This window comes from Bacteroides sp. AM32-11AC, assembly GCF_003603515.1.
GTDB classification, from domain to species: Bacteria; Bacteroidota; Bacteroidia; order Bacteroidales; family Bacteroidaceae; genus Bacteroides; species Bacteroides uniformis.
The window spans coordinates 24,549-51,399 of record NZ_QTNH01000001.1 but is presented as its reverse complement, the minus strand read 5'-3'; the positions used below and the strand labels follow the sequence as shown (position 1 = coordinate 51,399).

Below are 26,851 nucleotides of genomic sequence, written 5' to 3'. Positions count from 1 at the left end.
AACTTAAAGTAAGGGAATTAGAAAATGGCAAAGCATGATTTACATTTGACACGTAATATCGGTATCATGGCCCACATCGATGCCGGAAAGACAACGACTTCTGAACGTATTTTGTTTTACACGGGTTTGACCCACAAAATCGGTGAGGTACACGATGGTGCCGCTACAATGGACTGGATGGAGCAAGAACAAGAACGTGGTATCACTATCACTTCTGCTGCTACTACCACTCGTTGGAAATATGCCGGTGATACTTATAAAATTAACTTGATTGACACTCCGGGGCACGTTGACTTTACCGCTGAGGTAGAACGCTCTTTGCGTATTCTTGATGGTGCCGTTGCTGCTTATTGTGCAGTAGGTGGTGTTGAACCGCAATCTGAGACAGTTTGGCGCCAGGCTGATAAATATAACGTACCGCGTATCGCTTACGTTAATAAGATGGACCGTTCGGGTGCTGACTTCTTTGAGGTAGTCCGCCAGATGAAGGACGTTTTGGGCGCTAATCCGTGTCCTATCGTCGTTCCTATCGGTGCTGAGGAATCTTTCAAAGGTCTGGTAGACCTTATCAAAATGAAAGCTATCTATTGGCATGATGAAACAATGGGTGCTGACTATACAGTAGAAGAAATTCCTGCAAATCTGGTAGACGAAGCTAATGAATGGAGAGATAAGATGCTCGAAAAAGTGGCTGAGTTTGACGATGCTTTGATGGAGAAATATTTCGATGATCCTTCTACCATTACAGAAGAAGAGGTTTTGAGAGCTCTCCGTAACGCAACAGTGCAAATGGCTGTCGTTCCGATGCTTTGCGGTTCTTCATTCAAGAACAAAGGTGTACAGACATTGCTCGATTACGTGTGTGCATTCTTGCCTTCTCCGCTGGATACAGAGAACGTTATCGGTACAAACCCCGAAACTGGTGCTGAAGAAGACCGTAAACCGAGCGAAGACGAAAAGACTTCTGCTTTGGCATTTAAGATTGCAACAGACCCGTATGTAGGTCGTTTGACTTTCTTCCGCGTTTATTCCGGTAAGATTGAGGCTGGTTCTTATATCTATAACTCTCGTTCTGGTAAGAAAGAACGCGTATCCCGTCTGTTCCAGATGCACTCAAACAAGCAGAATCCGGTAGAAGTTATCGGTGCTGGTGATATTGGTGCTGGCGTAGGTTTCAAGGATATACATACTGGTGATACATTGTGTGACGAAACTGCACCGATTGTATTGGAGTCTATGGACTTCCCGGAACCGGTAATTGGTATCGCAGTTGAGCCTAAGACTCAGAAGGATATGGATAAACTGTCAAATGGCTTGGCTAAGCTGGCTGAAGAAGATCCGACGTTTACAGTTAAGACTGACGAACAGACTGGTCAGACAGTTATCTCTGGTATGGGTGAGCTTCACTTGGATATTATCATCGACCGTCTGAAACGTGAGTTCAAGGTTGAATGTAACCAAGGTAAGCCTCAAGTTAACTATAAGGAAGCTATCACTAAGACAGTCAACTTGCGTGAAGTTTACAAGAAGCAGTCCGGTGGTCGTGGTAAGTTCGCTGATATTATCGTGAACATCGGCCCGGTTGATGAAGACTTCAAGGAAGGCGGATTGCAATTCGTCGACGAAGTGAAGGGTGGTAACATTCCTAAGGAATTTATCCCGTCTGTACAGAAGGGCTTCACTACTGCCATGAAGAATGGTGTGTTGGCAGGTTATCCGTTGGATTCACTGAAAGTAACCTTGATTGACGGTTCTTTCCACCCGGTTGACTCTGACCAGTTGTCTTTCGAAATCTGTGCTATCCAGGCATATAAGAATGCTTGTGCTAAGGCAGGCCCGGTATTGATGGAGCCTATCATGAAGCTGGAAGTTGTTACTCCGGAAGAGAACATGGGTGACGTTATTGGTGACTTGAACAAGCGTCGTGGCCAGGTGGAAGGTATGGAATCCAGCCGTTCCGGTGCACGTATCGTGAAGGCAATGGTTCCGCTGGCAGAAATGTTCGGTTACGTAACAGCATTGCGTACCATCACTTCTGGTCGTGCAACCTCTTCAATGGTATACTCTCACCACGCCCAGGTTTCCAACTCTATTGCCAAGGCAGTATTGGAGGAAGTAAAAGGTCGTGCTGACTTAATCTAAAAAAACTTGAAGTCCCGTAGGCTAGCGAATGACTCTTAGCCTGCGGAACTTCATCTTATATAACTATTTAATAATTAAAGACAGTAATGAGTCAAAAAATTAGAATCAAACTGAAATCTTACGACCACAACTTGGTTGACAAGTCAGCTGAGAAGATTGTAAGAACGGTGAAGACAACGGGCGCCATCGTTAGCGGTCCGATTCCTCTTCCTACGCACAAGCGTATCTTTACCGTGAACCGTTCGACTTTCGTTAACAAGAAGTCGCGTGAACAATTCGAACTCTCTTCTTACAAGAGACTGATTGACATCTATAGCTCAACAGCTAAGACAGTAGATGCTCTGATGAAGTTGGAGTTGCCGAGTGGTGTGGAAGTAGAAATCAAAGTGTAAGTATTAAAAATTAAGTGAAATGCCAGGATTATTAGGAAAAAAAATCGGAATGACATCCGTTTTCAGTGCCGAGGGTAAGAATGTACCATGCACTGTTATCGAAGCAGGTCCTTGTGTTGTTACTCAAGTGAAAACTGTAGAAAAGGACGGTTATGAAGCTGTTCAGCTGGGCTTCCAGGACAAGAAGGAGAAGCACACTACAAAGCCTTTGATGGGCCACTTTAAGAAAGCTGGAGTAACTCCCAAGAAACACTTGGCTGAGTTCAAAGAATTTGAAACAGAGTTGAATCTGGGTGACACTGTTACCGTAGAACTGTTCAATGACGCAACTTTTGTTGACGTTGTAGGTACTTCTAAGGGTAAAGGTTTCCAGGGTGTAGTAAAACGCCATGGTTTTGGTGGTGTAGGCCAGACTACTCACGGTCAGCACAACCGCGCTCGTAAGCCGGGTTCTATCGGTGCTTGTTCTTACCCTGCAAAAGTATTCAAAGGAATGCGCATGGGCGGACAGCTTGGTGGCGACAGAGTAACTGTTCAAAACCTGCAGGTATTAAAGGTAATCGCGGAGCACAATCTTCTTTTGATTAAGGGATCTGTTCCTGGTTGCAAAGGTTCAATCGTAATAATTGAGAAATAATGGAAGTTAACGTATATAACATTAAAGGTGAAGACACTGGGAGAAAGATTACGTTAAACGAGTCTATCTTCGGAATTGAGCCCAACGACCACGCTATCTACTTGGATGTTAAACAGTTTATGGCTAACCAGCGTCAGGGTACACACAAGTCAAAGGAAAGAAGCGAAATCAGTGGTTCTACTCGTAAAATCGGTCGCCAGAAAGGTGGTGGTGGTGCACGTCGTGGTGACATGAACTCACCGGTACTTGTTGGTGGTGGACGCGTATTCGGTCCGAAACCGAGAGATTACTACTTCAAATTAAACAAAAAAGTAAAGGCTCTGGCTCGTAAGTCAGCTTTGTCATACAAGGCTCAGAACAACGCAGTTGTAGTAGTAGAAGACTTCTCTTTTGAAGCTCCGAAGACTAAAGATTTTGTTGCAATGATAAAAAATCTTAAAGTTTCTGACAAAAAGCTGCTTGTGATTTTACCAGAAGCAAATAAAAACGTATATTTGTCGGCTCGTAATGTGAAGGGTGCTAATGTGCAGACTATCTCAGGGTTAAATACTTACAGAGTATTGGACGCTGGGGTCGTTGTGTTTGCTGAAAGTGCACTTTCTGCTATCGACAATATCTTAATGTAAAAAGGAGGCTTAAATAATGGGAATTATTATTAAACCGTTAGTGACAGAGAAGATGACTGCAATTACTGATAAGACGAATAATCGTTTCGGCTTTATCGTGCGTCCTGAAGCTAATAAACTGGAAATTAAGAAGGAAGTTGAAGCCCTTTACAACGTTACAGTAGTTGATGTGAATACAATGAAGTATGCCGGCAAAAACAAGAGCCGCTATACTCGTGCCGGTATCATCAACGGACGTACGAATGCGTTCAAGAAGGCTATCGTTACGTTGAAAGAAGGAGATACTATTGATTTTTATAGCAATATTTAATAAAAATGGCAGTACGTAAATTTAAGCCCACAACACCGGGGCAAAGACATAAAATTATTGGTACTTACGAAGAGATTACTGCACGGGTACCAGAAAAGTCTCTTGTATTTGGTAAGAAATCTTCAGGTGGTCGTAACAACGAAGGTAAGATGACTATGCGCTACATCGGTGGCGGTAGTAAGAAGATTATTCGTATCGTAGATTTCAAGAGAAATAAAGACGGTGTGCCTGCAGTGGTTAAAACAATTGAATACGATCCGAATCGTTCGGCTCGTATCGCTTTGTTGTTTTATGCAGATGGAGAAAAAAGATATATTATTGCTCCCAATGGATTGCAAGTTGGTACGACTTTGATGTCAGGTGAGACTGCCGCTCCGGAAATCGGAAACGCACTTCCGCTTCAGAATATTCCGGTCGGTACTGTAATTCACAACATCGAATTACGTCCGGGACAAGGCGCTGCCTTGGTTCGCTCGGCTGGTAACTTCGCTCAGTTGACTTCTAGAGAAGGTAAGTACTGCGTTATCAAGTTGCCTTCAGGTGAGGTTCGTCAGATCCTCAGTACTTGTAAGGCTACTATTGGTAGTGTAGGTAACTCAGATCATGGATTGGAAAGTTCAGGTAAAGCTGGACGTTCTCGTTGGTTAGGACGTCGTCCGCGTAACCGTGGTGTTGTTATGAACCCGGTTGATCACCCGATGGGTGGTGGTGAAGGACGTGCTTCAGGAGGACACCCGAGATCTCGTAAGGGATTGTACGCTAAGGGTCTTAAGACAAGAGCTCCGAAGAAACAATCGTCTAAGTATATTATTGAGAGAAGAAAGAAGTAATCTGATTAATTGAGTAAATTATGAGTCGTTCATTAAAAAAAGGTCCGTATATTAACGTTAAGCTTGAGAAGAAAGTGCTTGCCATGAATGAATCGGGCAAGAAAGTGGTAGTTAAGACCTGGGCCAGAGCTTCAATGATTTCGCCTGATTTCGTAGGCCATACTGTTGCAGTTCACAACGGAAATAAATTTATTCCTGTTTATGTTACCGAAAATATGGTAGGACACAAGTTGGGCGAATTTGCTCCAACTCGTACTTTCAGAGGACACGCTGGTAACAAGAAAAAATAAAACAGGATTTATCTGAAATAATAAAGTAATAATATAATGGGAGCAAGAAAAAAAATATCGGCTGAAAAAAGAAAAGAAGCCCTTAAGACCATGTATTTTGCGAAATTGCAAAATGTTCCTACTTCCCCCCGTAAAATGCGTCTCGTGGCTGACATGATTCGCGGGATGGAGGTGAACAGAGCACTCGGCGTTTTGAAGTTCTCTTCAAAAGAGGCTGCCGCAAGAGTGGAAAAGTTGCTGCGCTCTGCAATTGCTAACTGGGAGCAGAAAAACGAACGTAAAGCTGAAAGTGGCGAGCTGTTCGTAACCAAGATTTTTGTTGATGGTGGTGCTACACTCAAAAGAATGAGACCGGCTCCGCAGGGTAGAGGTTACAGAATTCGTAAACGTTCAAACCACGTAACGTTGTTCGTTGGTTCTAAAAGTAATAACGAAGATCAAAATTAAGGTAAATGGGACAAAAAGTTAATCCAATAAGCAACCGTTTAGGAATTATCAGAGGATGGGATTCCAATTGGTATGGTGGAAAGAATTACGGCGATTCTCTGCTGGAAGATAGCAAGATTCGTAAATATTTGAACGCTCGTCTGGCAAAGGCTAGTGTGTCAAGAATTGTAATTGAACGTACACTGAAACTCGTGACTATTACCGTTTGTACTGCACGTCCGGGTATCATTATCGGCAAAGGTGGCCAAGAAGTTGACAAGTTGAAAGAGGAGTTGAAGAAGGTTACTGATAAGGATATTCAGATTAATATCTTCGAAGTTAAGAGACCAGAGTTGGATGCTGTTATCGTGGCTAACAACATTGCCCGTCAGGTTGAAGGCAAAATAGCCTACCGTCGTGCCATCAAGATGGCTATTGCCAATACAATGCGTATGGGTGCGGAAGGTATCAAGATTCAGATTTCAGGACGTTTGAATGGTGCAGAAATGGCCCGTTCTGAAATGTATAAGGAAGGAAGAACTCCGTTGCACACTTTCAGAGCAGATATCGACTATTGTCATGCAGAAGCATTGACTAAGGTTGGTCTTCTCGGCATTAAAGTTTGGATTTGTAGAGGTGAAGTTTATGGTAAGAAGGAGTTGGCTCCGAACTTTACGCAAAGCAAGGAAAGTGGTCGTGGAAGCAATAGCGGAAACAATGGCGGAAAGAACTTCAAAAGAAAGAAAAATAATCGCTAACGAATTTGATTTTTAGGAATTATGTTACAACCGAAAAAAACAAAATTCAGAAGACAACAAAAAGGCCGTCAAAAGGGTAATGCCCAAAGAGGAAACCAGTTGGCTTTCGGATCTTTTGGTATTAAGGCCTTGGAAACGAAATGGATTACAGGCCGTCAGATTGAAGCTGCGCGTATTGCAGTGACAAGATATATGCAACGTCAAGGACAGATTTGGATTCGTATTTTCCCCGACAAACCTATCACCAGAAAGCCTGCTGATGTGCGTATGGGTAAGGGTAAGGGTGCGCCGGAAGGATTCGTAGCGCCTGTTACACCGGGTAGAATTATTATCGAAGCCGAAGGAGTATCTTATGAAATCGCTAAAGAAGCTTTGCGCTTGGCTGCACAGAAGCTTCCTATCACAACTAAGTTTGTGGTTAGACGTGATTATGATATTCAAAATCAAAATGCGTAAGAAGTATGAAAACAGCAGAAATTAAAGAGATGCCTACCAGTGACTTGGTAGAAAGAGTTGAAGCAGAAGTAGCTAATTACAACCAAGTGATTTTAAATCATTCTATTTCTCCTTTGGATAATCCTGCTCAGATCAAACAATTACGCAGGACTATTGCGCGTATGAAGACTGAATTACGCCAAAGAGAACTTAACAATAAATGATGAGCTTGATGGAAGCAAGAAATTTAAGAAAAGAAAGAACTGGGGTTGTGCTGAGCAACAAGATGGATAAGACCATTACAGTAGCAGCTAAGTTTAAGGAGAAACACCCCATATATGGTAAGTTCGTTAGCAAGACGAAGAAGTACCATGCTCATGATGAAAAGAATGAGTGCAATATCGGCGATACTGTACACATCATGGAAACTCGTCCTTTGAGCAAGACTAAGAGATGGAGATTGGTAGAAATAATTGAAAGAGCTAAGTAATTATGATACAAGTAGAATCCAGACTTACAGTATGTGATAATAGTGGGGCAAAAGAGGCTCTCTGTATCCGCGTTTTGGGTGGTACAGGTCGTCGCTATGCTTCAGTAGGGGACGTGATTGTCGTTTCTGTTAAGAGCGTTATCCCTTCAAGTGATATTAAAAAAGGTGCAGTGTCTAAAGCTTTGATCGTACGTACTAAGAAAGAAATCCGTCGTGCTGATGGCTCTTACATACGTTTTGATGATAATGCTTGCGTGTTGTTGAACAATGCAGGTGAAATTAGAGGTAGTCGTATTTTCGGTCCGGTAGCTCGTGAACTTCGTGCTACTAACATGAAAGTTGTGTCACTCGCTCCTGAAGTACTTTAATATTGTAAAAGATTTGAGTAATGAGTAAATTACATATTAAAAAAGGCGATACAGTTTATGTAAACTCCGGTGAAGACAAGGGTAAGACTGGTCGTGTATTGAAGGTTCTTGTTGATAAAAACCGCGCAATCGTTGAAGGTATCAACATGGTGTCTAAGAGCACAAAACCGAATGCTAAGAACCCGCAAGGTGGTATTGTGAAGCAAGAAGCTTCTATCCACTTGTCAAACTTGAACCCCGTTGATCCAAAGACTGGCAAAGCAACGCGTGTTGGTAGAAAAGTAAGTGCTGAAGGCACTTTAGTGCGTTATTCTAAAAAATCAGGAGAGGAGATTAAGTAATGAGTAATACTGCTAGCCTTAAGAAAGAATATGCAGAGCGTATTGCGCCTGCATTGAAATCACAGTTCCAGTATTCTTCTTCTATGCAGATACCCGTACTTAAGAAGATTGTTATCAATCAGGGTCTGGGTATGGCTGTTGCCGACAAGAAGATTATTGAAGTGGCAATTAATGAAATGACTACTATCACTGGCCAGAAAGCCGTGGCAACCATTTCTCGTAAGGATATTGCAAACTTTAAGTTGCGTAAGAAAATGCCGATTGGCGTTATGGTAACTCTGCGTCGTGAGAGAATGTACGAATTCCTTGAAAAGTTGGTTCGTGTAGCTCTGCCTCGTATCCGCGACTTCAAGGGTATTGAAAGTAAGTTCGATGGTAAGGGTAACTATACCCTTGGTATTCAGGAACAAATCATTTTCCCTGAAATTAATATCGATAGTATTACTAGAATTCTCGGAATGAATATTACCTTTGTAACCTCTGCGCAAACAGATGAAGAAGGGTATGCCTTGTTGAAAGAATTCGGTTTACCGTTTAAAAACGCTAAAAAAGATTGATAATATGGCAAAGGAATCAATGAAAGCACGCGAAGTAAAGCGTGCTAAATTAGTAGCCAGATATGCCGAGAAAAGAGCTGCGTTGAAGCAAATCGTTAGAACCGGTGATCCTGCTGAAGCTTTTGAAGCTGCACAGAAATTGCAGGATTTGCCTAAAAATTCTAACCCGATTCGCATGCACAACCGTTGCAAGCTGACAGGTCGTCCCAAAGGATATATCCGTCAGTTTGGCATCTCCAGAATCCAGTTCCGTGAGATGGCTTCTAACGGTCTTATTCCCGGTGTAAAGAAAGCAAGCTGGTAATTATTGTTTTTAAATATTGTCAGGGTAGGCCTGATTAATTTAATTTATTTTTTATATGACTGATCCAATAGCAGATTATTTGACGAGGTTGCGGAACGCTATTCAAGCGAAGCACAGAGTTGTGGAAGTTCCGGCTTCTAATTTGAAAAAAGAAATCACTAAGATTCTTTTTGAAAAGGGCTACATTCTTAATTATAAGTTTGTAGAAGATGGTCCTCAAGGTACAATCAAAGTTGCCTTGAAGTATGATCCGGTAAACAAGGTTAACGCAATCAAGAAGCTGGAGAGAATCTCTTCTCCGGGTTTGCGTCAATATACCGGTTATAAAGACATGCCGCGTGTTATTAATGGTTTGGGTATTGCTATAATATCTACTTCCAAGGGTGTAATGACCAACAAAGAAGCCGCTGAACTGAAGATTGGTGGTGAAGTTTTGTGTTATGTATATTAATAGGAGGAATTAGCAATGTCAAGAATAGGAAAATTACCCATTAGTATTCCCGCTGGAGTAACAGTTACTCTGAAAGATGACGTGGTTACCGTTAAGGGACCCAAAGGCGAAATGAGCCAATATGTAAATCCTGCTATCAATGTTACCATCGAAGACGGTCATGTTGTTTTGGCTGAGAATGAAAATGCAATGCTGGATAACCCCAAGCAAAAGCATGCATTCCATGGATTATACCGTTCATTGGTGCACAACATGGTTGTTGGTGTATCAGAAGGATATAAGAAAGAATTGGAACTTGTCGGTGTAGGTTACCGTGCCTCTAACCAGGGAAATATCATTGAACTGGCTTTAGGTTATACTCACAGTATCTTTATACAGTTGCCTCCTGAAGTTAAAGTTGAGACTAAGTCTGAAAGAAACAAGAATCCTTTGATTATATTGGAATCTTGCGACAAGCAGTTACTTGGTCAAGTTTGCTCTAAAATACGTTCTTTCCGTAAGCCTGAACCGTATAAGGGTAAGGGTATTAAGTTTGTTGGCGAAGAAATTCGTAGAAAGTCTGGTAAATCAGCTGGTGCTAAATAATCATTTAAATTGATATTATTATGACAACAAAAATAGAAAGACGAATTAAGATCAAATATAGAGTACGCAACAAAATTTCAGGTACTACTGAATGCCCGCGTATGAGTGTATTTAGAAGTAACAAGCAAATCTATGTTCAGATTATCGATGACTTGTCCGGTAAGACATTGGCTGCCGCTTCTTCGTTGGGTATGACTGAAAAAATGCCTAAGAAGGAACAAGCTGCTAAAGTAGGTGAACTGATTGCGAAAAAAGCTCAGGAAGCAGGTATTACTACTGTTGTTTTCGACCGTAATGGTTACTTGTATCATGGGAGAGTAAAAGAGGTGGCTGATGCTGCCCGTAACGGTGGACTTAAATTTTAATCATTATGGCAGGACTTAATAATAGAGTTAAGATTACAAACGATATAGAGCTGAAAGACAGATTGGTTGCTATTAATCGTGTAACCAAAGTAACCAAAGGTGGTAGAACTTTTAGTTTCTCTGCTATTGTGGTAGTAGGAAACGAAGAAGGCATCATCGGTTGGGGCCTTGGTAAAGCTGGTGAAGTAACCGCTGCTATTGCCAAAGGTGTTGAATCTGCAAAGAAAAACCTGACAAGAGTGCCTGTACTGAAAGGTACAGTTCCTCACGAACAGTCTGCAAAGTTCGGTGGCGCTGAAGTATTTATTAAACCGGCTTCTCACGGTACTGGTGTTGTTGCTGGCGGTGCAATGCGTGCCGTATTGGAAAGTGTTGGTGTAACAGACGTTTTGGCTAAGTCAAAAGGTTCTTCCAACCCGCACAACTTGGTAAAGGCTACTATCTTGGCATTGAGTGAAATGCGCGATGCTCGTATGGTTGCCCAGAACAGAGGAGTTAGTATGGAAAAAGTATTTAGAGGATAAGGAGGAAGAATATGTCGACTATAAAGATTAAACAAGTTAAAAGTAGAATTGGTGCTCCTGCTGATCAGAAGAGAACTCTCGATGCACTGGGACTTCATAAGTTGAATCGTGTGGTTGAACACGAATGCACTCCTTCAATTCTTGGAATGGTGGATAAGGTTAAACACTTGGTTACCATTGTTAAGTAATTATTTGTTGAATATAAAACGAATTACAATATGAACTTAAGTAATTTAAAACCTGCAGAGGGATCTACTAAAACAAGAAAGAGAATTGGACGTGGTCCGGGTTCTGGCTTGGGAGGTACTTCTACTAGAGGTCATAAAGGAGCTAAATCAAGATCTGGATACTCTAAGAAAATCGGTTTTGAAGGTGGTCAGATGCCTCTTCAACGTCGTGTACCTAAGTTTGGCTTTAAAAATATCAATCGTGTAGAGTATAAGGCTATCAACTTGGATACAATTCAGAAATTGGCTGAAGCAAAGAACTTGCAGACTGTAGGTATCAGTGACTTCATTGCTGCTGGTTTCATTTCTGCAAGCCAGTTGGTAAAAGTATTAGGTAACGGAACTTTGACTGCTAAGTTGGATGTACAAGCACATGCATTTTCTAAGACTGCTGTTGCTGCCATCGAAGCTGCTGGTGGACAAGTAGTAAAACTCTAATTCAATGAGAAAAGCTATTGAAACATTAAAGAATATATGGAAAATTGAGGATCTGAGACAACGGATCCTCATTACCATATTGTTTGTGGCAATCTACCGTTTTGGTTCGTATGTCGTTTTGCCGGGTATCAATCCGTCAATGCTGACACAATTGCATCAACAGACAAGCGAAGGTCTTTTAGCCTTGTTAAATATGTTTTCCGGAGGAGCATTTTCCAATGCCTCTATTTTTGCATTGGGTATCATGCCGTACATCTCTGCCTCCATTGTGATTCAGTTGCTGGGTATTGCGGTTCCGTATTTCCAGAAATTGCAGCGCGAAGGTGAGAGTGGTAGAAGAAAAATGAATCAATATACTCGTTATCTGACGATTCTTATTCTTTTGGTTCAGGCTCCTTCTTATTTGCTCAATCTTAAGATGCAGGCTGGTCCTTCTTTAAATGCTTCATTAGATTGGACTCTGTTTATGTTTACTTCTACCATTATTTTAGCGGCTGGAAGTATGTTTATTTTGTGGCTTGGTGAGAGAATTACGGATAAGGGTATCGGTAATGGTATTTCGCTGATTATCATGATTGGTATCATCGCCCGTCTGCCACAGTCCTTATTCCAGGAATTGATTTCCCGTATGACGGACAAGACTGGTGGTCTGGTAATGTTCTTGATTGAGCTTGTTGTTCTGCTGGTTGTTATTGCATTCGCTATTCTTTTGGTGCAGGGAACTAGAAAGATTCCTGTACAATATGCGAAGAAGATCGTGGGTAACAAGCAATATGGCGGTGCTAGACAGTATATTCCTTTGAAGGTGAATGCTGCTAACGTGATGCCTATCATTTTTGCTCAGGCTATCATGTTTATTCCTATCACTCTTGTTGGGTTCTCAAATGTAAATGATGCAAGTGGTTTCGTACGTGCATTGACTGATCATACAAGCTTTTGGTATAATTTGATTTTTGCAGTGTTGATTATATTGTTTACGTATTTCTATACTGCAATTACTATTAACCCGACTCAGATGGCTGAAGATATGAAGAGAAACAATGGTTTTATTCCGGGTATCAAGCCAGGAAAGCAAACTGCTGAGTATATTGACGTGATTATGTCGCGTATTACTTTGCCTGGTTCTTTCTTCTTGGCCTTGGTTGCCATTATGCCTGCGTTTGCCGGTATATTCGGTGTGAAAGCTGAGTTTGCTCAATTCTTTGGCGGTACATCTTTGTTAATCCTTGTGGGTGTGGTGCTTGATACTCTCCAGCAGGTAGAAAGTCATTTGTTGATGAGACACTATGACGGTTTGCTGAAATCCGGACGTATTAAAGGCCGCAGTGGTAATGTAGCTGCATATTAATCTTTTTTGAAGAATGATATTTCTTAAAACAGAAGATGAAATAGAGCTGCTCCGCAAGAGTAATTTGCTTGTTGGAAAGACGTTGGCTGAGATAGCTAAGGTTATAAAGCCCGGAGTGACAACAAAAGAGCTGGATAGGGTGGCGGAAGAGTTCATCAGAGACAATGGTGCTGTTCCAACCTTTAAAGGTTTTCCTAATCAATATGGCGATCCGTTTCCAGCTTCTATTTGCACATCTGTAAATGACCAGGTGGTACATGGTATTCCGGGAGATGATGTGGTACTGAAAGATGGTGATATCGTGTCTGTTGATTGTGGTACTTACATGAATGGCTTTTGTGGCGACTCAGCCTATACGTTTTGTGTAGGTGAAGTTGACGAAGAAGTCCGCAAATTACTGAAGGTTACTAAAGAAGCATTGTACATAGGGATACAGAATGCCGTTCACGGCAAGCGGTTGGGTGATATCGGTTATGCGATACAGCAGCACTGCGAATCTAATTCTTATGGTGTGGTGCGTGAGTTTGTGGGTCACGGAATAGGCAAGGAAATGCATGAAGATCCTCAGGTTCCCAATTACGGAAAGCGTGGTTATGGGACAATGCTGAAGAAAGGCTTGTGCATTGCCATTGAACCGATGATAACTTTAGGTAACCGACAAATACTCATGGAGCGTGATGGCTGGACGGTGAGGACAAAAGACCGCAAGTGTGCAGCTCATTTTGAACATACGATAGCAGTCGGCACTGGTGAAGCTGATATATTGTCATCATTCGAGTTCATTGAAGAAGTATTAGGAGATAAAGCAATTTAAGAAATTAATATGGCAAAGCAATCTGCAATAGAACAAGATGGAGTTATAGTTGAAGCATTGTCTAATGCAATGTTTCGTGTTGAATTAGAAAACGGACATGAGATTACTGCACATATTTCCGGTAAGATGCGGATGCATTACATCAAAATCCTGCCAGGGGATAAAGTAAGAGTCGAAATGTCTCCTTACGATTTATCGAAAGGAAGAATTGTATTTAGATATAAATAAAATTAAGATATGAAAGTAAGAGCATCCTTAAAGAAACGTACGCCAGAGTGTAAGATCGTTAGACGTAATGGCCGTTTGTATGTTATTAACAAGAAAAATCCTAAGTATAAACAACGTCAAGGATAATATTATTATTTTTGCAAAAAAAATAATTTAGTATATGGCTATAAGAATAGTTGGTGTCGATTTGCCTCAAAACAAGAGAGGTGAAGTTGCGTTGACCTATGTATATGGTATAGGTCGTAGTAGTTCAGCAAAAATTTTGGATAAAGCAGGTGTTGACAGAGACCTGAAAGTAAAAGACTGGACGGATGATCAGGCTGCCAAGATTCGTGAGATCATTGGTGCAGAGTATAAGGTTGAAGGTGATCTTCGTTCTGAAGTTCAATTGAACATTAAGCGTTTAATGGATATCGGTTGCTATCGTGGTGTTCGTCATCGTATTGGTCTTCCAGTAAGAGGTCAGAGCACAAAGAACAATGCCCGTACTCGTAAGGGTAGAAAGAAAACCGTTGCTAATAAGAAAAAAGCTACTAAATAATAATTGTTGATATGGCAAAAAAAACAGTTGCAGCAAAAAAGAGAAATGTGAAGGTTGATGCTAATGGACAGTTGCATGTTCATTCATCTTTTAACAACATTATTGTTTCTCTGGCAAACAGCGAAGGTCAGATCATTTCTTGGTCTTCTGCCGGAAAGATGGGTTTTAGAGGTTCAAAGAAGAACACTCCCTACGCAGCACAGATGGCTGCTCAAGATTGTGCTAAGATAGCATACGATCTTGGCTTGAGAAAGGTAAAAGCATATGTGAAGGGCCCGGGTAACGGACGTGAGTCTGCTATTAGAACTATCCACGGTGCAGGTATCGAGGTTACTGAAATCATTGACGTAACTCCGCTTCCGCACAACGGTTGTCGTCCTCCGAAAAGACGTAGAGTTTAAAATTTACCTTTAATAGAAGTGAGACTTGATTTTGTTATTGGATTGTAAACTTTCTCTCTGCAATCGCGGCTGCAACAAACCCAAGTTCATGAATAAACAATTAAATATTTAAAAGAAATGGCTAGATATACTGGACCAAAATCAAGAATAGCCCGTAAATTCGGTGAAGGTATCTTTGGAGCAGATAAAGTATTGTCAAAGAAGAACTATCCTCCCGGACAGCACGGTAATTCCAGAAAGAGAAAGACTTCTGAATACGGTGTTCAACTTCGTGAGAAACAGAAAGCCAAATATACTTATGGCGTTTTGGAAAAACAATTCCGCAACTTGTTTGAGAAGGCTGAGACTGCTAAAGGTATTACTGGTGAAATCCTTCTCCAATTGTTGGAAGGTCGCCTTGACAATATCGTATTCCGTTTGGGTATTGCTCCTACTCGCGCAGCTGCTCGTCAGTTGGTGAGCCACAAGCACATTACTGTAGACGGTGAGGTTGTGAATATTCCTTCTTATGCAGTGAAACCGGGTCAGGTGATCGGTGTTCGTGAAAGATCCAAATCATTGGAAGTTATCGCTAATTCACTGGCTGGCTTTAACCATAGCAAATATCCTTGGTTGGAATGGGATGATAACTCTAAGGTAGGCAAATTGCTGCATGTACCTGAAAGAGCAGACATTCCTGAAAACATTAAAGAGCATTTGATCGTAGAATTGTATTCTAAATAATAATTAATTTCATGGCGATATTAGCATTTCAAAAACCTGATAAAGTATTAATGTTGGAAGCGGACTCTAGATTCGGAAAATTCGAATTTCGTCCGTTGGAGCCCGGTTTCGGTATTACCGTGGGTAATGCACTGCGCCGCATCCTGCTTTCTTCATTGGAAGGTTTTGCTATCACTACTATCAAGATAGACGGTGTTGAGCATGAATTTTCCAGTGTTCCGGGGGCAAAAGAGGATGTTACTAACATTATCTTGAATCTGAAACAAGTGAGATTCAAGCAAGTAGTTGAAGAATTCGAGAGTGAGAAAGTAAGTATTACAGTCGAGAATTCAAGTGAATTTAAAGCAGGTGACATAGGTAAGTATTTGACTGGATTTGAAGTGTTAAATCCTGAATTAGTTATTTGTCATTTAGATTCAAAGTCGACTATGCAGATAGATATTACGATCAACAAAGGTCGTGGTTATGTTCCTGCTGACGAAAACCGCGAATATTGCACCGATGTGAACGTAATTCCTATCGATTCTATTTATACTCCGATACGTAATGTGAAGTATCAGGTAGAGAACTTCCGTGTAGAGCAGAAGACCGACTACGAGAAACTGGTACTTGAGATTACTACCGACGGTTCCATTCATCCGAAAGAAGCCCTGAAAGAAGCTGCAAAGATTCTGATTTATCACTTCATGCTTTTCTCTGACGAGAAGATCACGCTGGAAACAAATGATGTTGACGGCAATGAAGAGTTTGATGAAGAAGTATTGCACATGCGTCAGTTGCTGAAGACCAAGCTCGTTGATATGGATCTCTCTGTACGTGCCCTCAACTGTCTGAAGGCTGCAGATGTAGAGACTCTTGGTGACTTGGTACAATTCAACAAGACGGATTTGCTGAAATTCAGAAACTTCGGAAAGAAATCGCTTACCGAGCTTGATGATTTGCTGGAAAGTCTGAATCTGTCGTTTGGAACTGATATTTCTAAATATAAATTAGATAAAGAATAAAAAATGAGACATAATAAGAAATTCAACCATTTGGGTCGTACTGCCTCTCATAGAAACGCTATGTTGGCTAATATGGCGTGTTCTTTGATTAAGCACAAAAGAATCACTACGACCGTTGCAAAGGCTAAAGCTTTGAAGAAGTTTGTTGAGCCTTTGATTACAAAGGCTAAAGACGATACGACTAATTCCCGTCGTGTTGTATTTAGCAATTTGCAAGATAAGTATGCTGTAACTGAATTGTTTAAAGAAATCTCTGTGAAGATTGCTGATCGTCCGGGTGGTTACACTCGTATTATCAAGACTGGTAACCGTTTGGGTGACAATGCTGAAATGTGCTTCATTGAACTCGTTGACTACAACGAAAACATGGCTAAGGAAAAGGTTGCCAAGAAGGCTACTCGTACCCGCCGTTCAAAGAAAGCTGCTGCTACTGAAGCTACTCCTGCTGCAGAAACTGCTGCACCAGTTGCAGAAGTTCCTGCTGCTGAGGAAGCTAAAGCTGAATAATTCAACTATTCTTTTTATATATAGAAGCCGTTCCAATTTGTTTGGAGCGGCTTTTTATTTCCTATAAATCATCCAAGAAACATTAAAAGATGTGTGCATTAAACAAATTCCTGAAAGAAACTGTTATATTTGCACATAGATATGGCTAAATTCTTAAGATTCATAGGATTCATGGTGCTTGCATTGGCTTTATGGCAGACTGTAAGCGATACATTTGCCAATAAAGCGGCGAGTGGTGGGAATGTTGTGAGTGAGAATACTATTGCCGTACATGAGCAGGCTGATGCCTATATTGCGATGCCTCAATTGCCTTATCTGCCGGATGCAGAGCTGGCGGGCATGGGTGGACAATTACATTCGCTGACGTACTCCCGTATACAGCGCATTTCTACCACGGAATATATATTTTCTTTAAAGGACTGGATTGACAAACTGGCCCAGCGAGCGGCTGTTTTGTCTCTGCATCGTGAGAAACTCTATAATGCCACTGCCTATTATCGTTGCCAGCCGGTGTGCGAATATTACATTTTCACGCTAAGGCGTATTCTCATTTAGTGTTTTATTGAATCTTCCTTTTTCCCTTGTGTATGGTCAGACTATGTGTTTTTGCAGGGAAATACTGTATTTTCTATTTCTAATAAATTCATTAAAACATATTATAATTATGGCAACTCAAACTATTGACGCAACTCTTTTTGCGTCTTCACATCCCGATATTGTAAAGCGTACCAGTGTTTCAGGACTTATCTTTTCAGTAGCTATGCTGCTGGTCGGTGTTTTTATTTTTGCATCCATTTTTGAGATGAGTGATAAGTCTTCCACTCTCAGCATGGCTTTGATGGTGCTGGGTACGGCATTCGTCTTGCTTGGCGTGTTCCGTCTGTTTTGGAAATCGAAGGAAGTGGTCTATTTGCCGACGGGCAGTGTGACCAAGGAACGCAGTGTTTTCTTCGATTTGAAATATTTGGGCAAACTTACAGATATGATTGAGAATGAACAGCTGAATGGCGAGACTGAAATAAAAAGTAGCGGCAGTGGAAATGTGCGCATGGATGTCATGATTTCGCAGGATAATAAATTTGCGGCTGTACAGTTGTATCAGTTTGTGCCTTACACGTATACTCCGGTAACTTCCGTACGCTACTATACGGGTAGCGATGCGGTTGCAGTATCTACTTTCCTGGAGAAATGTAAAACAGCATAATCAGTCAAAGCGTTAGACTTGACTTTAACTGTGGTGGGGATTAGTCGGCAACGGCAATCCCCATTTTTTTCATCAGGAAGCAGGCGTTCATATTCTGGGCGATGCCTGGGCGCAAGCGGTAGGAGAAGGTCAGTTCATTGTCTGTAATGTCTGCTTCGAAGCGATAGTTGCGGATGTCATCGGGGAAGAGGTCGATGAGTGTTCCCAGCAGCAGGTCGTGGGTGGCAATGATGCCATTGGCCTGCAAAGTCATGAATTGCTTGATAAGGGCAAAGGAGCCTTTCTGCTTGTCTATGGAGTTGGTACCTTTCAGAATTTCGTCGAGGATGATGAAAAGCTCCTCACCAGCCTGCAGCTTGTCTATGATGAGTTTCAGACGTTTGAGTTCGGCAAAGAAGTAGGACTCGTTGTCGTTCAGTGAATCCGAGGTACGCAGGCTAGTGATGAGCCGGGCCGGGCATATTTCCATTTGGCGGGCACAGACGGGGGCGCCGATGCAGGCAAGGAGGTAATTGATGCCCACCGTACGCAGATAGGTGCTTTTCCCTGCCATGTTGGCGCCGGTGACGATGATGAAAAACGGTCGTTTCACCATGTCAATGTCATTGCGGACACAGCGGTCACGGTTCATCAGCGGATGGCCCAGGGCTTCGGCACGGAGACGGAAGGAGGAAGGGGCATTGATGGGTGCTTCCGTTTCAGAATTGCTTTCTTCTTCTTTATTTAGGTTTCCTTTCCCCTTTCTTTCCGCTTGAACTATCTTTGGGTAAATATAGTCCGGATGATTATAGGCAAATGTTGCCAGTGAGTTGAGCGCATCCATTTGTCCGATGGCATCGAGCCACCCGGGCAGTTCAGCGGCATATTGCTCTTTCCAGGCTTCAATGCGCATGATTTGACGCAGTTCCCAGAAGAAGAGGCCGTTCAGAATGACGTACATAAAGACATTGTTGCGTTGGTCGAGTTCATCCATGAGCTTGTTCAGCCTGCTGATGGAGTGGGAGGCTTTCCGTTTTTCTCCGTCAATCTGTTGTTTTATCTCTTTGAGCAGGGTGGCTTGTGCAGGCTGCTTTTCCATGAGGTGGAGCAGGGCGGCGTAGGTGGAGAGAATTTGCAGTTTTTTGCCATAGATGGCCTGCATCTTGGTGACTTTGCCAGTGAAGCCGAAGCCGGCGATGACGAAGCAGGTCCAGATGATGCCGTAGATACTTGCGGACAGAATTCCTGCCATGACGAGTGCGAGGCAGATGAGGTTGGCTCCCGTCACCAGTACCGGCAGGAGGCGCAGTAATTTCCGGCTCCGGAAGATGCTCGGACTTTCCGCCCATTGGCACAGTTCTGTTTCATCGGCGGCTTTTCCTTTGTACAGCAGGCCGAGGATACGGAAGCGCTGACGGAATTTCAGTTCCGGAGCCAGTTCACTGACGGCTTCTTGTCGGCGGATGATTTCTTCCTTTCTCTCGAGATGTTTCCCCAGCCAGTGGGCGAGGCGGTGTTTCCCGGGCTGTGTGCAGGTACGGTTGATGTACTGGAAAAGGGAATGCGGACCGAAAACATCCAAATCATAGGTGTAGAGATGGGTGGGGTCGATGTATGCTTCGCCGTCATCGAAAGAAGACGTATCGTAATCCAGAGCGGCGAGTTCCTGCTCGTTGATTTCCATCTTCTTTTCCAGATAGTCCTTGCGATGGAACAGCCGGTTGTGGTATTTCATTAAAAATAGGAACGGCAGTAGGGTGATGAGGGCAATGCAGGCCAGTATACCCCAGCTCTCGCTCCAGAAATAGATAATTCCTACTACTCCTGCCACAAACAGCAGCAGGCGCAGGCTGCCGATGCGGTAAATCTTCTGTTGTACTTTATTCAGTTCTTGTCTTGCCTCTTCTGCCGTGTTGCGGTAGACGGCGCTGATTTTATCTATCGTATTTATTTGCTCCATACATGTTAAGTTTAAGGCAAAGATATACATTTCCAATTGTTTTTTCCGCGATTTTTTGTCTACTTCCGATAAAAAATGTACCTTTCGCTCACTAAAACAAAGTTTCAGAAAAGAGGAGGTTGGGATATGAAGAAGAGTTGGTTGTTAGGCGTTCTGATGTTGCTGGCGGTTTTGCCGGTGGGGGCGCAACAGGTAATGTATTCCAATCTGAGAGAGTTGGTGGAGAACCGTGGCGATACGGTTACCACACTGAAGATTGAGAAGCGTACAAAGAACCAGATTTACCTCATGGGCGGTGCCGATTATCGTATTACGGTAGACGACAATCCCGGTCTTTGCCGTTATTTGAAGTCCCGTTGTTATGCTGTACGGGTAGATACCTCGCTTTATGTCAATTGCCGTAAGATGCGCTATAAGCGTTATCGCTTCGGGCAGTGGTATGCACCTGCCATGTGGCTCGGTGGAAAGGTTTACTTCTGTGCACAGCCTGTGGGACAAGCAGCCACCAGTACCATGACTCCCGATGATGCCACACGATTGGGCGGTGAAGTGGGAGACGCCATCAATGCTTCGGGACTGGTGCATGCCCGCGTCTATTACGAACTGAATCCCGAAACAGGAAAGTCCGAGTTCGTGGGACGTGAGCGAATGATGCAATTGCTTGCCGGATACCCGACACTGCACGCCGAATTCGAGAAAGAAACAAGCGAGTCGGCAGAGGTCATCGGCAAGTATCTGCGTGCACTCCGTCCATTAATCACTAACCATTAATCATTAATAAGATGATATTATTGCAAGACGTGCCCGATGGGTACGAATACTGCTTTGCGGGTAACGGAAAGTGCCCCAAAGCCTCTTCCTGCCTGCGGGCGATAGCGGCACAACTGTTGTCCGAGAGTGAAGCCCCCCAACCACAGTCCGTTCGTGCGGTGAATCCTTTTTATGTCAGCAGCTTGTCCGGGTCCTCCACCTGTGCCCGTTACCGCTCCAGCGAGCAGCTGCACTATGCTCGCGGTATGACACGCCTTTTCGACGAAGTACCCACCAAGCTGCTTTTCACCGTGCGCCATCGCGTGATGGGATGCTTCTCTTGCGAACGCTATTACTATCATTGCCGCAAGGGCGAGCGTCCTATCTCTCCCGAAGAACAGCAGCGGATAGCCCGGGTATTCAATGCGGTAGGCATAGGCACCAAGCCTAAGTTCGACCACTACGAGTATGCGGTAGCTTGGTGACCGGCTGCAAAGTCACTGCACACCTTTTGCAGCGTCACTGCAAACCCGTTGCAGTCGCGCTGCAAAGCAGTTGCAGTATCACTGCAAATAGGTATGCAGTGATGCTGCAAACGGTATGCAGTGGCACTGCAAAATGCATGCACTCACTTTGCAGTGAGAAGTCGCTGTTGTTCACGTTGTTACAGTATGAATACAATGAGGTCTTATCTCCCTCTTTTCGGCCTGCTGTTTACAGATTGCAGAAGAAGGATACGAATACCGGTACACTCATGTCAATTAATATTCCGTGGAATATAGCGATAGGAATCACGTCCTTTCCGGAATATTGGGTGATGGAGGGTAGAAGTACATCCATCGAATTGACCCCTGCCGCTGATATAGGTGCCAGTTTGCCGAAATATTTCCGGATGAGCGGTGCACCCAGCAAAGCCATCATTTCACGGAAGATATTGGCAAGCAGGGCGATGGTGCCCAGCTCCGTGGCGAGTTGCAGGCCTATGGAAGGTTCCTTGAATTGCGTAATCAGAATGGAGGAAAGCGAATAATAAGCAAATCCGCTGCCCACCGCCATGCAGTCGAACACACTCCATTGGCTCAACAGCAGACTGGCGAAGGCGGAGAACAACAGTGTTCCCACAATGGTGGCCATCGGCACCAAAAGCATTTTGGGCCGCAGGCTCTTGACCAGCTCCTTCAGTTTCTTGTTGCTCCCGATGCCGATGCCCACCTGGAACATCAATGCATAGAGCACATACATGGATAAGTCGTGCAGGTCGAACTGAAAATCATTGGCTACTCCCATCAGGCAGCCGGCACAGAAAAATGCAACAACCGTCAAACTTCCCTTCATCTCTTCTCTCCTTTCTTGAAAAATATGTGAAACACCATCAGTGAGGCCAGCATGCTGCCTGTAATGCTCAGTGAGGCCAGTACGGCGGCCTGCCACCCGAATCTTCCCAGATTGTCAACAATCAGACGGTTGGAACCGATGGATACACCGAGTACAAAGAGCAGCAGTAAGATGGTGAGCGAGGCGCTTTTCTCCACTTTTTGCAACATTTGTACGTTACGCATCAGGTATCCGATACCGATTCCTATAAACATGATAGATATAATTGTAAACATAAGTTTTCTTCTTCTTTTTGGTGAATACATAGGTTAGTCCGGTTTTTCCGAATGGAAACCCCATACACGGCATTTCTCCCTCCTTTTCTCTGTAAGGGAAGTGCAAAATAGTAAAATGTAAATTGCAGGGTAGTTAAATGAATCCGCTGAACCAATGTACGTGCACTATGAAATGGCCGCATAAGGTCTTGTTGCCCCATGCAGCATTGCGCGTATTGTATGTTGTAGTTAAGGACTGGTTCATATCGTTTTTTGAATTTCGGCGCAAAGGTAATGCTAGCTTGAATAATTTCCAAATAAATATTCATAATTTGTTTTGTGAAAAGACTCTTCAATATATGGAAGCTCCCGTAAAAACATTATTTTTGCAGGAACATAGAGGAAATACAAGAGTTCCTTTGTTTAGAAATATAGTTTTAAAAAGAAAAGAGACATGAAAAGATTGAGAGATTTAACTGCTGTTCTTGGCATGGTTGCTTTGAGTGCTTGCAACAATGCCTCCATTGAAGGCTCCTGGGTGGAGCCGGTTCCGGGAATGCCCGGCATGCAACAAGGTTTCGTTCTTGATGGGGACGGAAGCGCCTCTTCCATTAACATGGCCACCTTGAAATATGAGGCATGGAAAAAAGTAGGAAACCGGTTGTTACTTTCAGGTACCAGCATCGGCAATCACCAGAATATTTCTTTCACGGATACGCTGACAATAGAAAAACTGACGCAGGACAGCCTGATTCTCAAAAGAGGAGAGTTGCTCTTGAAATATGCCAGGAACAATGAAGCACTGAATCAAGAAACAATACCTGCCGCGGTGCTTACCCCTGCCAAGAAACTTTTGTCAGTAAAAGGCGAGCTGGTCGTCGGCCATGAAGTGCGTTCCTTCAAAGCCGAAGGAGATTCTGCCGATTATTGGATTGTGGATGAGACCGGAGAACTCATGCAGAAATATGATGATATGACGAAAGGAATTAAAAACGGAAAACCGGTATACGTAGAGTTGGAAGTAGTCGATATGGGCAAAGCCGATGACGGATTTGCCGCCGATTATGAAGGTGTCTATCAGATAATGAAAATCAATAAAATGGCTTTAAAATAGAATTCCTCTTTGTTGGTTTCTGACTAAAAGATAAATAATCCCGGCATTCCATTGCGAATGTCGGGATTTATTTCTATATTGCGGCAAATATAACCCTTGTGGGCTGACACTTTGTAAATCCTTAATCTTTATATGTCATGGAGATAACCTTAAGTAAAACATTGCCTGCCTATCCTTCCTTTGTCGAGGGTATCCGGCGGGCACCCGACCGTGGCTACACCCTTACCCCTGCGCAGACGGCTACGGCATTGAAGAACGCTTTGCGCTACATCCCCAAAGAGCTGCACGAAACCCTCGCTCCGGAGTTCATGGAAGAACTGCGTACACGTGGACGTATCTACGGCTACCGCTACCGCCCGCAGGGCGACCTCAAAGCGAAACCCATCGACGAGTACAAGGGGAACTGCATTGAAGGCAAGGCCTTCCAGGTGATGATTGACAATAATCTTTGTTTCGACATCGCCCTTTATCCGTATGAATTAGTTACCTATGGTGAGACGGGACAGGTCTGCCAGAACTGGATGCAATACCGGCTCATCAAGCAGTACCTCGAAGTGTTGACGCGCGAACAGACACTGGTCATCGAAAGCGGACATCCGTTGGGGCTTTTCAAGTCCAAGCCCGAGGCGCCCCGTGTCATCATTACCAATGCGCTGATGGTGGGGCTCTATGATAATCAGAAGGACTGGCACACCGCTATGCAGATGGGCGTTGCCAACTACGGGCAGATGACTGCCGGCGGCTGGATGTACATCGGTCCGCAGGGCATCGTGCACGGCACGTTCAATACGTTGCTGAATGCAGGCCGTCTGAAACTGGGCATTCCGCAAGATGGCGATTTGCGCGGACGCTTGTTTGTTTCTTCCGGTCTGGGAGGCATGAGCGGTGCGCAGCCCAAAGCTGCCGAGATGGCAGGGGCGGCGGCAATCATTGCCGAGGTGGATGCTTCCCGCATCGAAACCCGCCATACCCAGGGCTGGGTGGGACACGTTACAGATTCTCTGGAAGAAGCCTTCTCGCTGGCTCGACAAGCCATGGACGAGTGTCGCCCGGTTTCTGTGGCCTATCACGGCAATGTCGTCGATTTGCTGGAATATGCGGTGCAGAAGCAGTTGCACATAGATTTACTTTCCGACCAGACTTCCTGCCATGCCACCTATGAGGGCGGTTACTGTCCTGCCGGACTGACGTTTGAGCAGCGTACCCATATGCTGCACGAGAATCCGTCGAAATTCCGGTGTCTGGTGGATGCTTCCTTGGAGCGTCATTTCAAGGCTATAAAAAGGCTGGTGGAACACGGCACGTACTTCTTCGATTATGGGAACTCCTTCATGAAAGCCGTCTACGATGCCGGCGTGAGCGAAATTGCTCGGGACGGAGATGATAAGAACGGCTTCATCTTTCCCAGCTATGTGGAAGACATAATGGGACCGGAACTGTTTGATTATGGTTATGGTCCGTTCCGCTGGGTGTGCCTCAGTGGAAAACATGAAGACTTGGTGAAGACCGACCGTGCGGCGATGGAATGTATCGACCCTACACGTCGCGGGCAAGATTTGGATAACTATAATTGGATTCGTGATGCGGAGAAAAACAACTTGGTGGTAGGCACGCAGGCTCGTATTCTTTATCAGGATGCCGTGGGACGTATGAATATAGCTTTGCGCTTCAATGAAATGGTGCGTAAGGGAGAGGTCGGCCCCATTATGTTGGGACGCGACCATCACGATGTCAGCGGTACAGACTCTCCATTCCGTGAAACATCCAATATCAAGGACGGCAGTAATGTCATGGCAGATATGGCGGTGCAGTGTTTTGCTGGAAACTGTGCGCGTGGCATGAGCTTGGTGGCCTTGCACAATGGAGGTGGCGTAGGTATCGGAAAAGCCATCAACGGCGGTTTCGGCATGGTGTGCGACGGCAGTGACCGGGTAGACGAAATCCTGCGTTCCGCTATGTTGTGGGATGTGATGGGTGGTGTGGCCCGCCGTTCGTGGGCACGCAATCCGCATGCCATGGAGACGAGCGAGGAGTTTAACCGTACGCATGCAGACGGCTATCATATCACGATGCCGTATGTGGCTGATGAGAAGTTGGTGCAGAAAGTGGTGAAGGAGTAAGTAAAGTGATGATTTCATTTTTTAGACGCGGATAACGCGGATTTTTTCTTTCAAAAGAATCCCGACGTCTCTGTATTCCGATAAAAAGAATTCGCGTCATCTGCGTCTGAAAAATCAGAGTATATATATTTTTTTTTAAAGAGCATTATGAATAAGATTATGGAATGCGTCCCCAATTTCAGCGAAGGGCGCGATTTGCAGAAGATAGATAAGATAGTAGCTCCTTTTCGGGGCAAACAAGGTGTGAAACTGTTGGATTACAGTAACGATGAAGACCACAACCGCCTTGTGGTGACCGTAGTGGGCGAGCCGGAACCGCTTCGTGATGCTGTGCTCGAAGCTATCGGCGTGGCGGTAGAGCTGATAGACCTCAATCACCATCAGGGACAGCATCCTCGTATGGGTGCTGTAGATGTAGTACCTTTTATCCCCATCCGGAATGTGACGATGGAAGAAGCCGTTGCCCTCTCGAAAGAAGTGGGCAAGGAGGTTGCAAAACGTTACAATCTTCCCGTCTTCTTATATGAAAAGTCTGCTTCTGCCCCTCATCGGGAGAATTTGGCTGCTGTCCGTAAAGGGGAGTTCGAAGGTATGGCCGAGAAGATAAAGCAACCGGAATGGCATCCCGACTTCGGACTGGCCGAACGTCATCCCACCGCAGGCACAGTGGCTATCGGTGCCCGCATGCCTTTGGTGGCTTATAACATCAACCTCAATACCCCCAGTCTGGAGATAGCCCATGACATCGCTAAGAAAATCCGTTTCATCGGCGGAGGACTGCGTTATTGCAAGGCAATGGGAGTGGAGTTGAAGGACCGCGGCATCACGCAGGTATCCATCAACATGACGGACTATACCCGCACCGCCCTCTACCGTGCTTTCGAACTGGTGCGTGTGGAAGCCCGCCGCTACGGCGTCAGTATTGTGGGCAGTGAGATTATCGGTCTGGTGCCGATGGAGGCCTTGATAGATACAGCGTCCTACTATCTGGGATTGGAGAACTTCTCCATGGAGCAAGTCTTAGAAGCACGAATGTAACCGAATTAAATAGTACTAACTTAATTCCCCTCCCT

The 26,851-nt window shown here is 44.1% G+C and carries 41 protein-coding genes; 38 read left to right on the top strand and 3 right to left on the bottom strand.

Translation table 11 applies throughout. From position 1 onward, the window contains the following. Positions 1-24 precede the first annotated feature (24 nt). The 33 genes from fusA to DW800_RS00150 all read left to right on the top strand — a co-directional run bounded on the left by fusA (position 25) and on the right by DW800_RS00150 (position 18,266). On the top strand, positions 25-2,142 hold the full coding sequence (gene fusA, locus DW800_RS00310) for an elongation factor G (RefSeq protein ID WP_016271993.1): 2,118 nt from the start codon (positions 25-27) through the stop codon (positions 2,140-2,142). Between the two features lie 86 nt (positions 2,143-2,228). Continuing rightward, positions 2,229-2,534 (top strand): 30S ribosomal protein S10, encoded by a 306-nt coding sequence (gene rpsJ / locus DW800_RS00305; protein WP_004291244.1) that lies wholly within the window; start codon positions 2,229-2,231, stop codon positions 2,532-2,534. A 19-nt stretch (positions 2,535-2,553) separates the two neighbouring features. Continuing rightward, on the top strand, positions 2,554-3,171 hold the full coding sequence (gene rplC, locus DW800_RS00300) for a 50S ribosomal protein L3 (RefSeq protein ID WP_005825708.1): 618 nt from the start codon (positions 2,554-2,556) through the stop codon (positions 3,169-3,171). Further along, on the top strand, positions 3,171-3,797 hold the full coding sequence (gene rplD / locus DW800_RS00295) for a 50S ribosomal protein L4 (protein ID WP_117704073.1): 627 nt from the start codon (positions 3,171-3,173) through the stop codon (positions 3,795-3,797). The genes rplC and rplD overlap by 1 nt, the downstream gene beginning before the upstream one ends. A 16-nt stretch (positions 3,798-3,813) precedes the next feature. Continuing rightward, positions 3,814-4,107: a 50S ribosomal protein L23 gene (gene rplW, locus DW800_RS00290; RefSeq protein WP_005825706.1), complete on the top strand. Its 294-nt coding sequence runs from the start codon at positions 3,814-3,816 to the stop codon at positions 4,105-4,107. Between the two features lie 5 nt (positions 4,108-4,112). Beyond that, positions 4,113-4,937 (top strand): 50S ribosomal protein L2, encoded by an 825-nt coding sequence (rplB, locus tag DW800_RS00285; RefSeq protein ID WP_005825705.1) that lies wholly within the window; start codon positions 4,113-4,115, stop codon positions 4,935-4,937. Between the two features lie 20 nt (positions 4,938-4,957). Continuing rightward, complete coding sequence (gene rpsS / locus DW800_RS00280; protein WP_002558070.1) at positions 4,958-5,227, top strand: 30S ribosomal protein S19; 270 nt, start codon at positions 4,958-4,960, stop codon at positions 5,225-5,227. A 36-nt stretch (positions 5,228-5,263) separates the two neighbouring features. Further along, positions 5,264-5,674, top strand: a complete 411-nt coding sequence (gene rplV, locus DW800_RS00275) for a 50S ribosomal protein L22 (protein ID WP_004291236.1) — start codon at positions 5,264-5,266, stop codon at positions 5,672-5,674. 5 nt (positions 5,675-5,679) lie between these two features. Then, the gene (rpsC, locus tag DW800_RS00270) at positions 5,680-6,411 is read left to right on the top strand and encodes a 30S ribosomal protein S3 (RefSeq protein WP_004291235.1); all 732 of its coding nucleotides are present in this window, start codon (positions 5,680-5,682) and stop codon (positions 6,409-6,411) included. A 21-nt stretch (positions 6,412-6,432) separates the two neighbouring features. Continuing rightward, on the top strand, positions 6,433-6,867 hold the full coding sequence (rplP, locus tag DW800_RS00265; protein WP_004291234.1) for a 50S ribosomal protein L16: 435 nt from the start codon (positions 6,433-6,435) through the stop codon (positions 6,865-6,867). A gap of 5 nt (positions 6,868-6,872) precedes the next feature. Then, positions 6,873-7,070, top strand: a complete 198-nt coding sequence (gene rpmC, locus DW800_RS00260; RefSeq protein WP_005825702.1) for a 50S ribosomal protein L29 — start codon at positions 6,873-6,875, stop codon at positions 7,068-7,070. Continuing rightward, positions 7,067-7,336: a 30S ribosomal protein S17 gene (gene rpsQ, locus DW800_RS00255; protein ID WP_005825701.1), complete on the top strand. Its 270-nt coding sequence runs from the start codon at positions 7,067-7,069 to the stop codon at positions 7,334-7,336. The genes rpmC and rpsQ overlap by 4 nt, the downstream gene beginning before the upstream one ends. A gap of 2 nt (positions 7,337-7,338) precedes the next feature. Beyond that, on the top strand, positions 7,339-7,704 hold the full coding sequence (gene rplN / locus DW800_RS00250) for a 50S ribosomal protein L14 (RefSeq protein ID WP_005825700.1): 366 nt from the start codon (positions 7,339-7,341) through the stop codon (positions 7,702-7,704). Between the two features lie 20 nt (positions 7,705-7,724). Then, the gene (gene rplX, locus DW800_RS00245; RefSeq protein WP_005825699.1) at positions 7,725-8,045 is read left to right on the top strand and encodes a 50S ribosomal protein L24; all 321 of its coding nucleotides are present in this window, start codon (positions 7,725-7,727) and stop codon (positions 8,043-8,045) included. After that, complete coding sequence (gene rplE, locus DW800_RS00240) at positions 8,045-8,602, top strand: 50S ribosomal protein L5 (protein WP_005825698.1); 558 nt, start codon at positions 8,045-8,047, stop codon at positions 8,600-8,602. The genes rplX and rplE overlap by 1 nt, the downstream gene beginning before the upstream one ends. A 4-nt stretch (positions 8,603-8,606) precedes the next feature. Next, positions 8,607-8,906 (top strand): 30S ribosomal protein S14, encoded by a 300-nt coding sequence (rpsN, locus tag DW800_RS00235; protein WP_005825697.1) that lies wholly within the window; start codon positions 8,607-8,609, stop codon positions 8,904-8,906. Positions 8,907-8,961: 55 nt separating this feature from the next. Then, positions 8,962-9,357, top strand: a complete 396-nt coding sequence (rpsH, locus tag DW800_RS00230; RefSeq protein WP_004291226.1) for a 30S ribosomal protein S8 — start codon at positions 8,962-8,964, stop codon at positions 9,355-9,357. A 15-nt stretch (positions 9,358-9,372) separates the two neighbouring features. Further along, positions 9,373-9,942: a 50S ribosomal protein L6 gene (gene rplF, locus DW800_RS00225; RefSeq protein WP_005825696.1), complete on the top strand. Its 570-nt coding sequence runs from the start codon at positions 9,373-9,375 to the stop codon at positions 9,940-9,942. Positions 9,943-9,962: 20 nt separating this feature from the next. Beyond that, on the top strand, positions 9,963-10,307 hold the full coding sequence (gene rplR, locus DW800_RS00220; protein WP_005656518.1) for a 50S ribosomal protein L18: 345 nt from the start codon (positions 9,963-9,965) through the stop codon (positions 10,305-10,307). A gap of 5 nt (positions 10,308-10,312) precedes the next feature. Beyond that, positions 10,313-10,831, top strand: coding sequence for a 30S ribosomal protein S5 (gene rpsE / locus DW800_RS00215; RefSeq protein WP_005825693.1), 519 nt, complete (start codon positions 10,313-10,315; stop codon positions 10,829-10,831). A gap of 11 nt (positions 10,832-10,842) precedes the next feature. Beyond that, a complete protein-coding gene (rpmD, locus tag DW800_RS00210; protein WP_004291222.1) occupies positions 10,843-11,019 on the top strand; it encodes a 50S ribosomal protein L30 in 177 nt (58 codons plus the stop codon). Between the two features lie 30 nt (positions 11,020-11,049). After that, positions 11,050-11,496, top strand: coding sequence for a 50S ribosomal protein L15 (gene rplO, locus DW800_RS00205; RefSeq protein ID WP_005825692.1), 447 nt, complete (start codon positions 11,050-11,052; stop codon positions 11,494-11,496). A gap of 4 nt (positions 11,497-11,500) precedes the next feature. Then, positions 11,501-12,844 (top strand): preprotein translocase subunit SecY, encoded by a 1,344-nt coding sequence (gene secY / locus DW800_RS00200; protein ID WP_005825690.1) that lies wholly within the window; start codon positions 11,501-11,503, stop codon positions 12,842-12,844. A 13-nt stretch (positions 12,845-12,857) separates the two neighbouring features. Continuing rightward, complete coding sequence (gene map / locus DW800_RS00195) at positions 12,858-13,658, top strand: type I methionyl aminopeptidase (RefSeq protein ID WP_005825687.1); 801 nt, start codon at positions 12,858-12,860, stop codon at positions 13,656-13,658. A 9-nt stretch (positions 13,659-13,667) separates the two neighbouring features. Further along, on the top strand, positions 13,668-13,886 hold the full coding sequence (gene infA, locus DW800_RS00190) for a translation initiation factor IF-1 (RefSeq protein WP_002558052.1): 219 nt from the start codon (positions 13,668-13,670) through the stop codon (positions 13,884-13,886). Between the two features lie 9 nt (positions 13,887-13,895). Next, positions 13,896-14,012: a type B 50S ribosomal protein L36 gene (gene ykgO / locus DW800_RS00185; protein WP_002558051.1), complete on the top strand. Its 117-nt coding sequence runs from the start codon at positions 13,896-13,898 to the stop codon at positions 14,010-14,012. Positions 14,013-14,046: 34 nt separating this feature from the next. Further along, on the top strand, positions 14,047-14,427 hold the full coding sequence (gene rpsM, locus DW800_RS00180; protein WP_004291218.1) for a 30S ribosomal protein S13: 381 nt from the start codon (positions 14,047-14,049) through the stop codon (positions 14,425-14,427). Between the two features lie 11 nt (positions 14,428-14,438). Continuing rightward, positions 14,439-14,828, top strand: a complete 390-nt coding sequence (rpsK, locus tag DW800_RS00175) for a 30S ribosomal protein S11 (RefSeq protein ID WP_002558049.1) — start codon at positions 14,439-14,441, stop codon at positions 14,826-14,828. A 117-nt stretch (positions 14,829-14,945) separates the two neighbouring features. After that, positions 14,946-15,551: a 30S ribosomal protein S4 gene (rpsD, locus tag DW800_RS00170; protein ID WP_005825685.1), complete on the top strand. Its 606-nt coding sequence runs from the start codon at positions 14,946-14,948 to the stop codon at positions 15,549-15,551. 11 nt (positions 15,552-15,562) lie between these two features. Beyond that, positions 15,563-16,555, top strand: a complete 993-nt coding sequence (locus DW800_RS00165) for a DNA-directed RNA polymerase subunit alpha (RefSeq protein WP_005825683.1) — start codon at positions 15,563-15,565, stop codon at positions 16,553-16,555. 3 nt (positions 16,556-16,558) lie between these two features. Then, positions 16,559-17,062: a 50S ribosomal protein L17 gene (rplQ, locus tag DW800_RS00160; protein WP_117704074.1), complete on the top strand. Its 504-nt coding sequence runs from the start codon at positions 16,559-16,561 to the stop codon at positions 17,060-17,062. Between the two features lie 141 nt (positions 17,063-17,203). Beyond that, the gene (locus tag DW800_RS00155; protein ID WP_117704075.1) at positions 17,204-17,617 is read left to right on the top strand and encodes a hypothetical protein; all 414 of its coding nucleotides are present in this window, start codon (positions 17,204-17,206) and stop codon (positions 17,615-17,617) included. 109 nt (positions 17,618-17,726) lie between these two features. Beyond that, positions 17,727-18,266: a hypothetical protein gene (locus tag DW800_RS00150; protein WP_005833536.1), complete on the top strand. Its 540-nt coding sequence runs from the start codon at positions 17,727-17,729 to the stop codon at positions 18,264-18,266. A 40-nt stretch (positions 18,267-18,306) separates the two neighbouring features. Here the strand turns inward: DW800_RS00150 and DW800_RS00145 are convergent, their stop codons facing one another. Beyond that, positions 18,307-20,205, bottom strand: coding sequence for a MutS family DNA mismatch repair protein (locus DW800_RS00145; RefSeq protein ID WP_117704076.1), 1,899 nt, complete (start codon positions 20,203-20,205; stop codon positions 18,307-18,309). A 126-nt stretch (positions 20,206-20,331) separates the two neighbouring features. Between DW800_RS00145 and DW800_RS00140 the strand changes: the two genes are divergently transcribed. After that, positions 20,332-20,976, top strand: a complete 645-nt coding sequence (locus tag DW800_RS00140; RefSeq protein ID WP_317126660.1) for a DUF6563 family protein — start codon at positions 20,332-20,334, stop codon at positions 20,974-20,976. 11 nt (positions 20,977-20,987) lie between these two features. Beyond that, positions 20,988-21,440 carry a DUF6078 family protein gene (locus DW800_RS00135; protein ID WP_117704078.1) on the top strand — a complete coding sequence of 151 codons (453 nt, stop codon included), beginning with the start codon at positions 20,988-20,990 and terminating at the stop codon, positions 21,438-21,440. 229 nt (positions 21,441-21,669) lie between these two features. Here the strand turns inward: DW800_RS00135 and DW800_RS00130 are convergent, their stop codons facing one another. After that, the gene (locus DW800_RS00130; protein WP_005825665.1) at positions 21,670-22,290 is read right to left on the bottom strand and encodes a lysine exporter LysO family protein; all 621 of its coding nucleotides are present in this window, start codon (positions 22,288-22,290) and stop codon (positions 21,670-21,672) included. After that, positions 22,287-22,565, bottom strand: a complete 279-nt coding sequence (locus DW800_RS00125; protein ID WP_117689239.1) for a LysO family transporter — start codon at positions 22,563-22,565, stop codon at positions 22,287-22,289. Before DW800_RS00125 ends, DW800_RS00130 begins: the two co-directional genes overlap by 4 nt. 433 nt (positions 22,566-22,998) lie before the next feature. Here DW800_RS00125 and DW800_RS00115 point away from each other — a divergent pair, with 433 nt between their 5' ends. The 3 genes from DW800_RS00115 (at position 22,999) to ftcD (ending at position 26,816) form a co-directional block, all read left to right on the top strand. After that, a complete protein-coding gene (locus DW800_RS00115) occupies positions 22,999-23,658 on the top strand; it encodes a lipocalin family protein (RefSeq protein ID WP_087333286.1) in 660 nt (219 codons plus the stop codon). A 137-nt stretch (positions 23,659-23,795) separates the two neighbouring features. Further along, the gene (locus DW800_RS00110) at positions 23,796-25,778 is read left to right on the top strand and encodes a urocanate hydratase (RefSeq protein WP_087333287.1); all 1,983 of its coding nucleotides are present in this window, start codon (positions 23,796-23,798) and stop codon (positions 25,776-25,778) included. Between the two features lie 147 nt (positions 25,779-25,925). Continuing rightward, positions 25,926-26,816 carry a glutamate formimidoyltransferase gene (gene ftcD / locus DW800_RS00105; protein WP_005833514.1) on the top strand — a complete coding sequence of 297 codons (891 nt, stop codon included), beginning with the start codon at positions 25,926-25,928 and terminating at the stop codon, positions 26,814-26,816. Positions 26,817-26,851 lie beyond the last annotated feature (35 nt).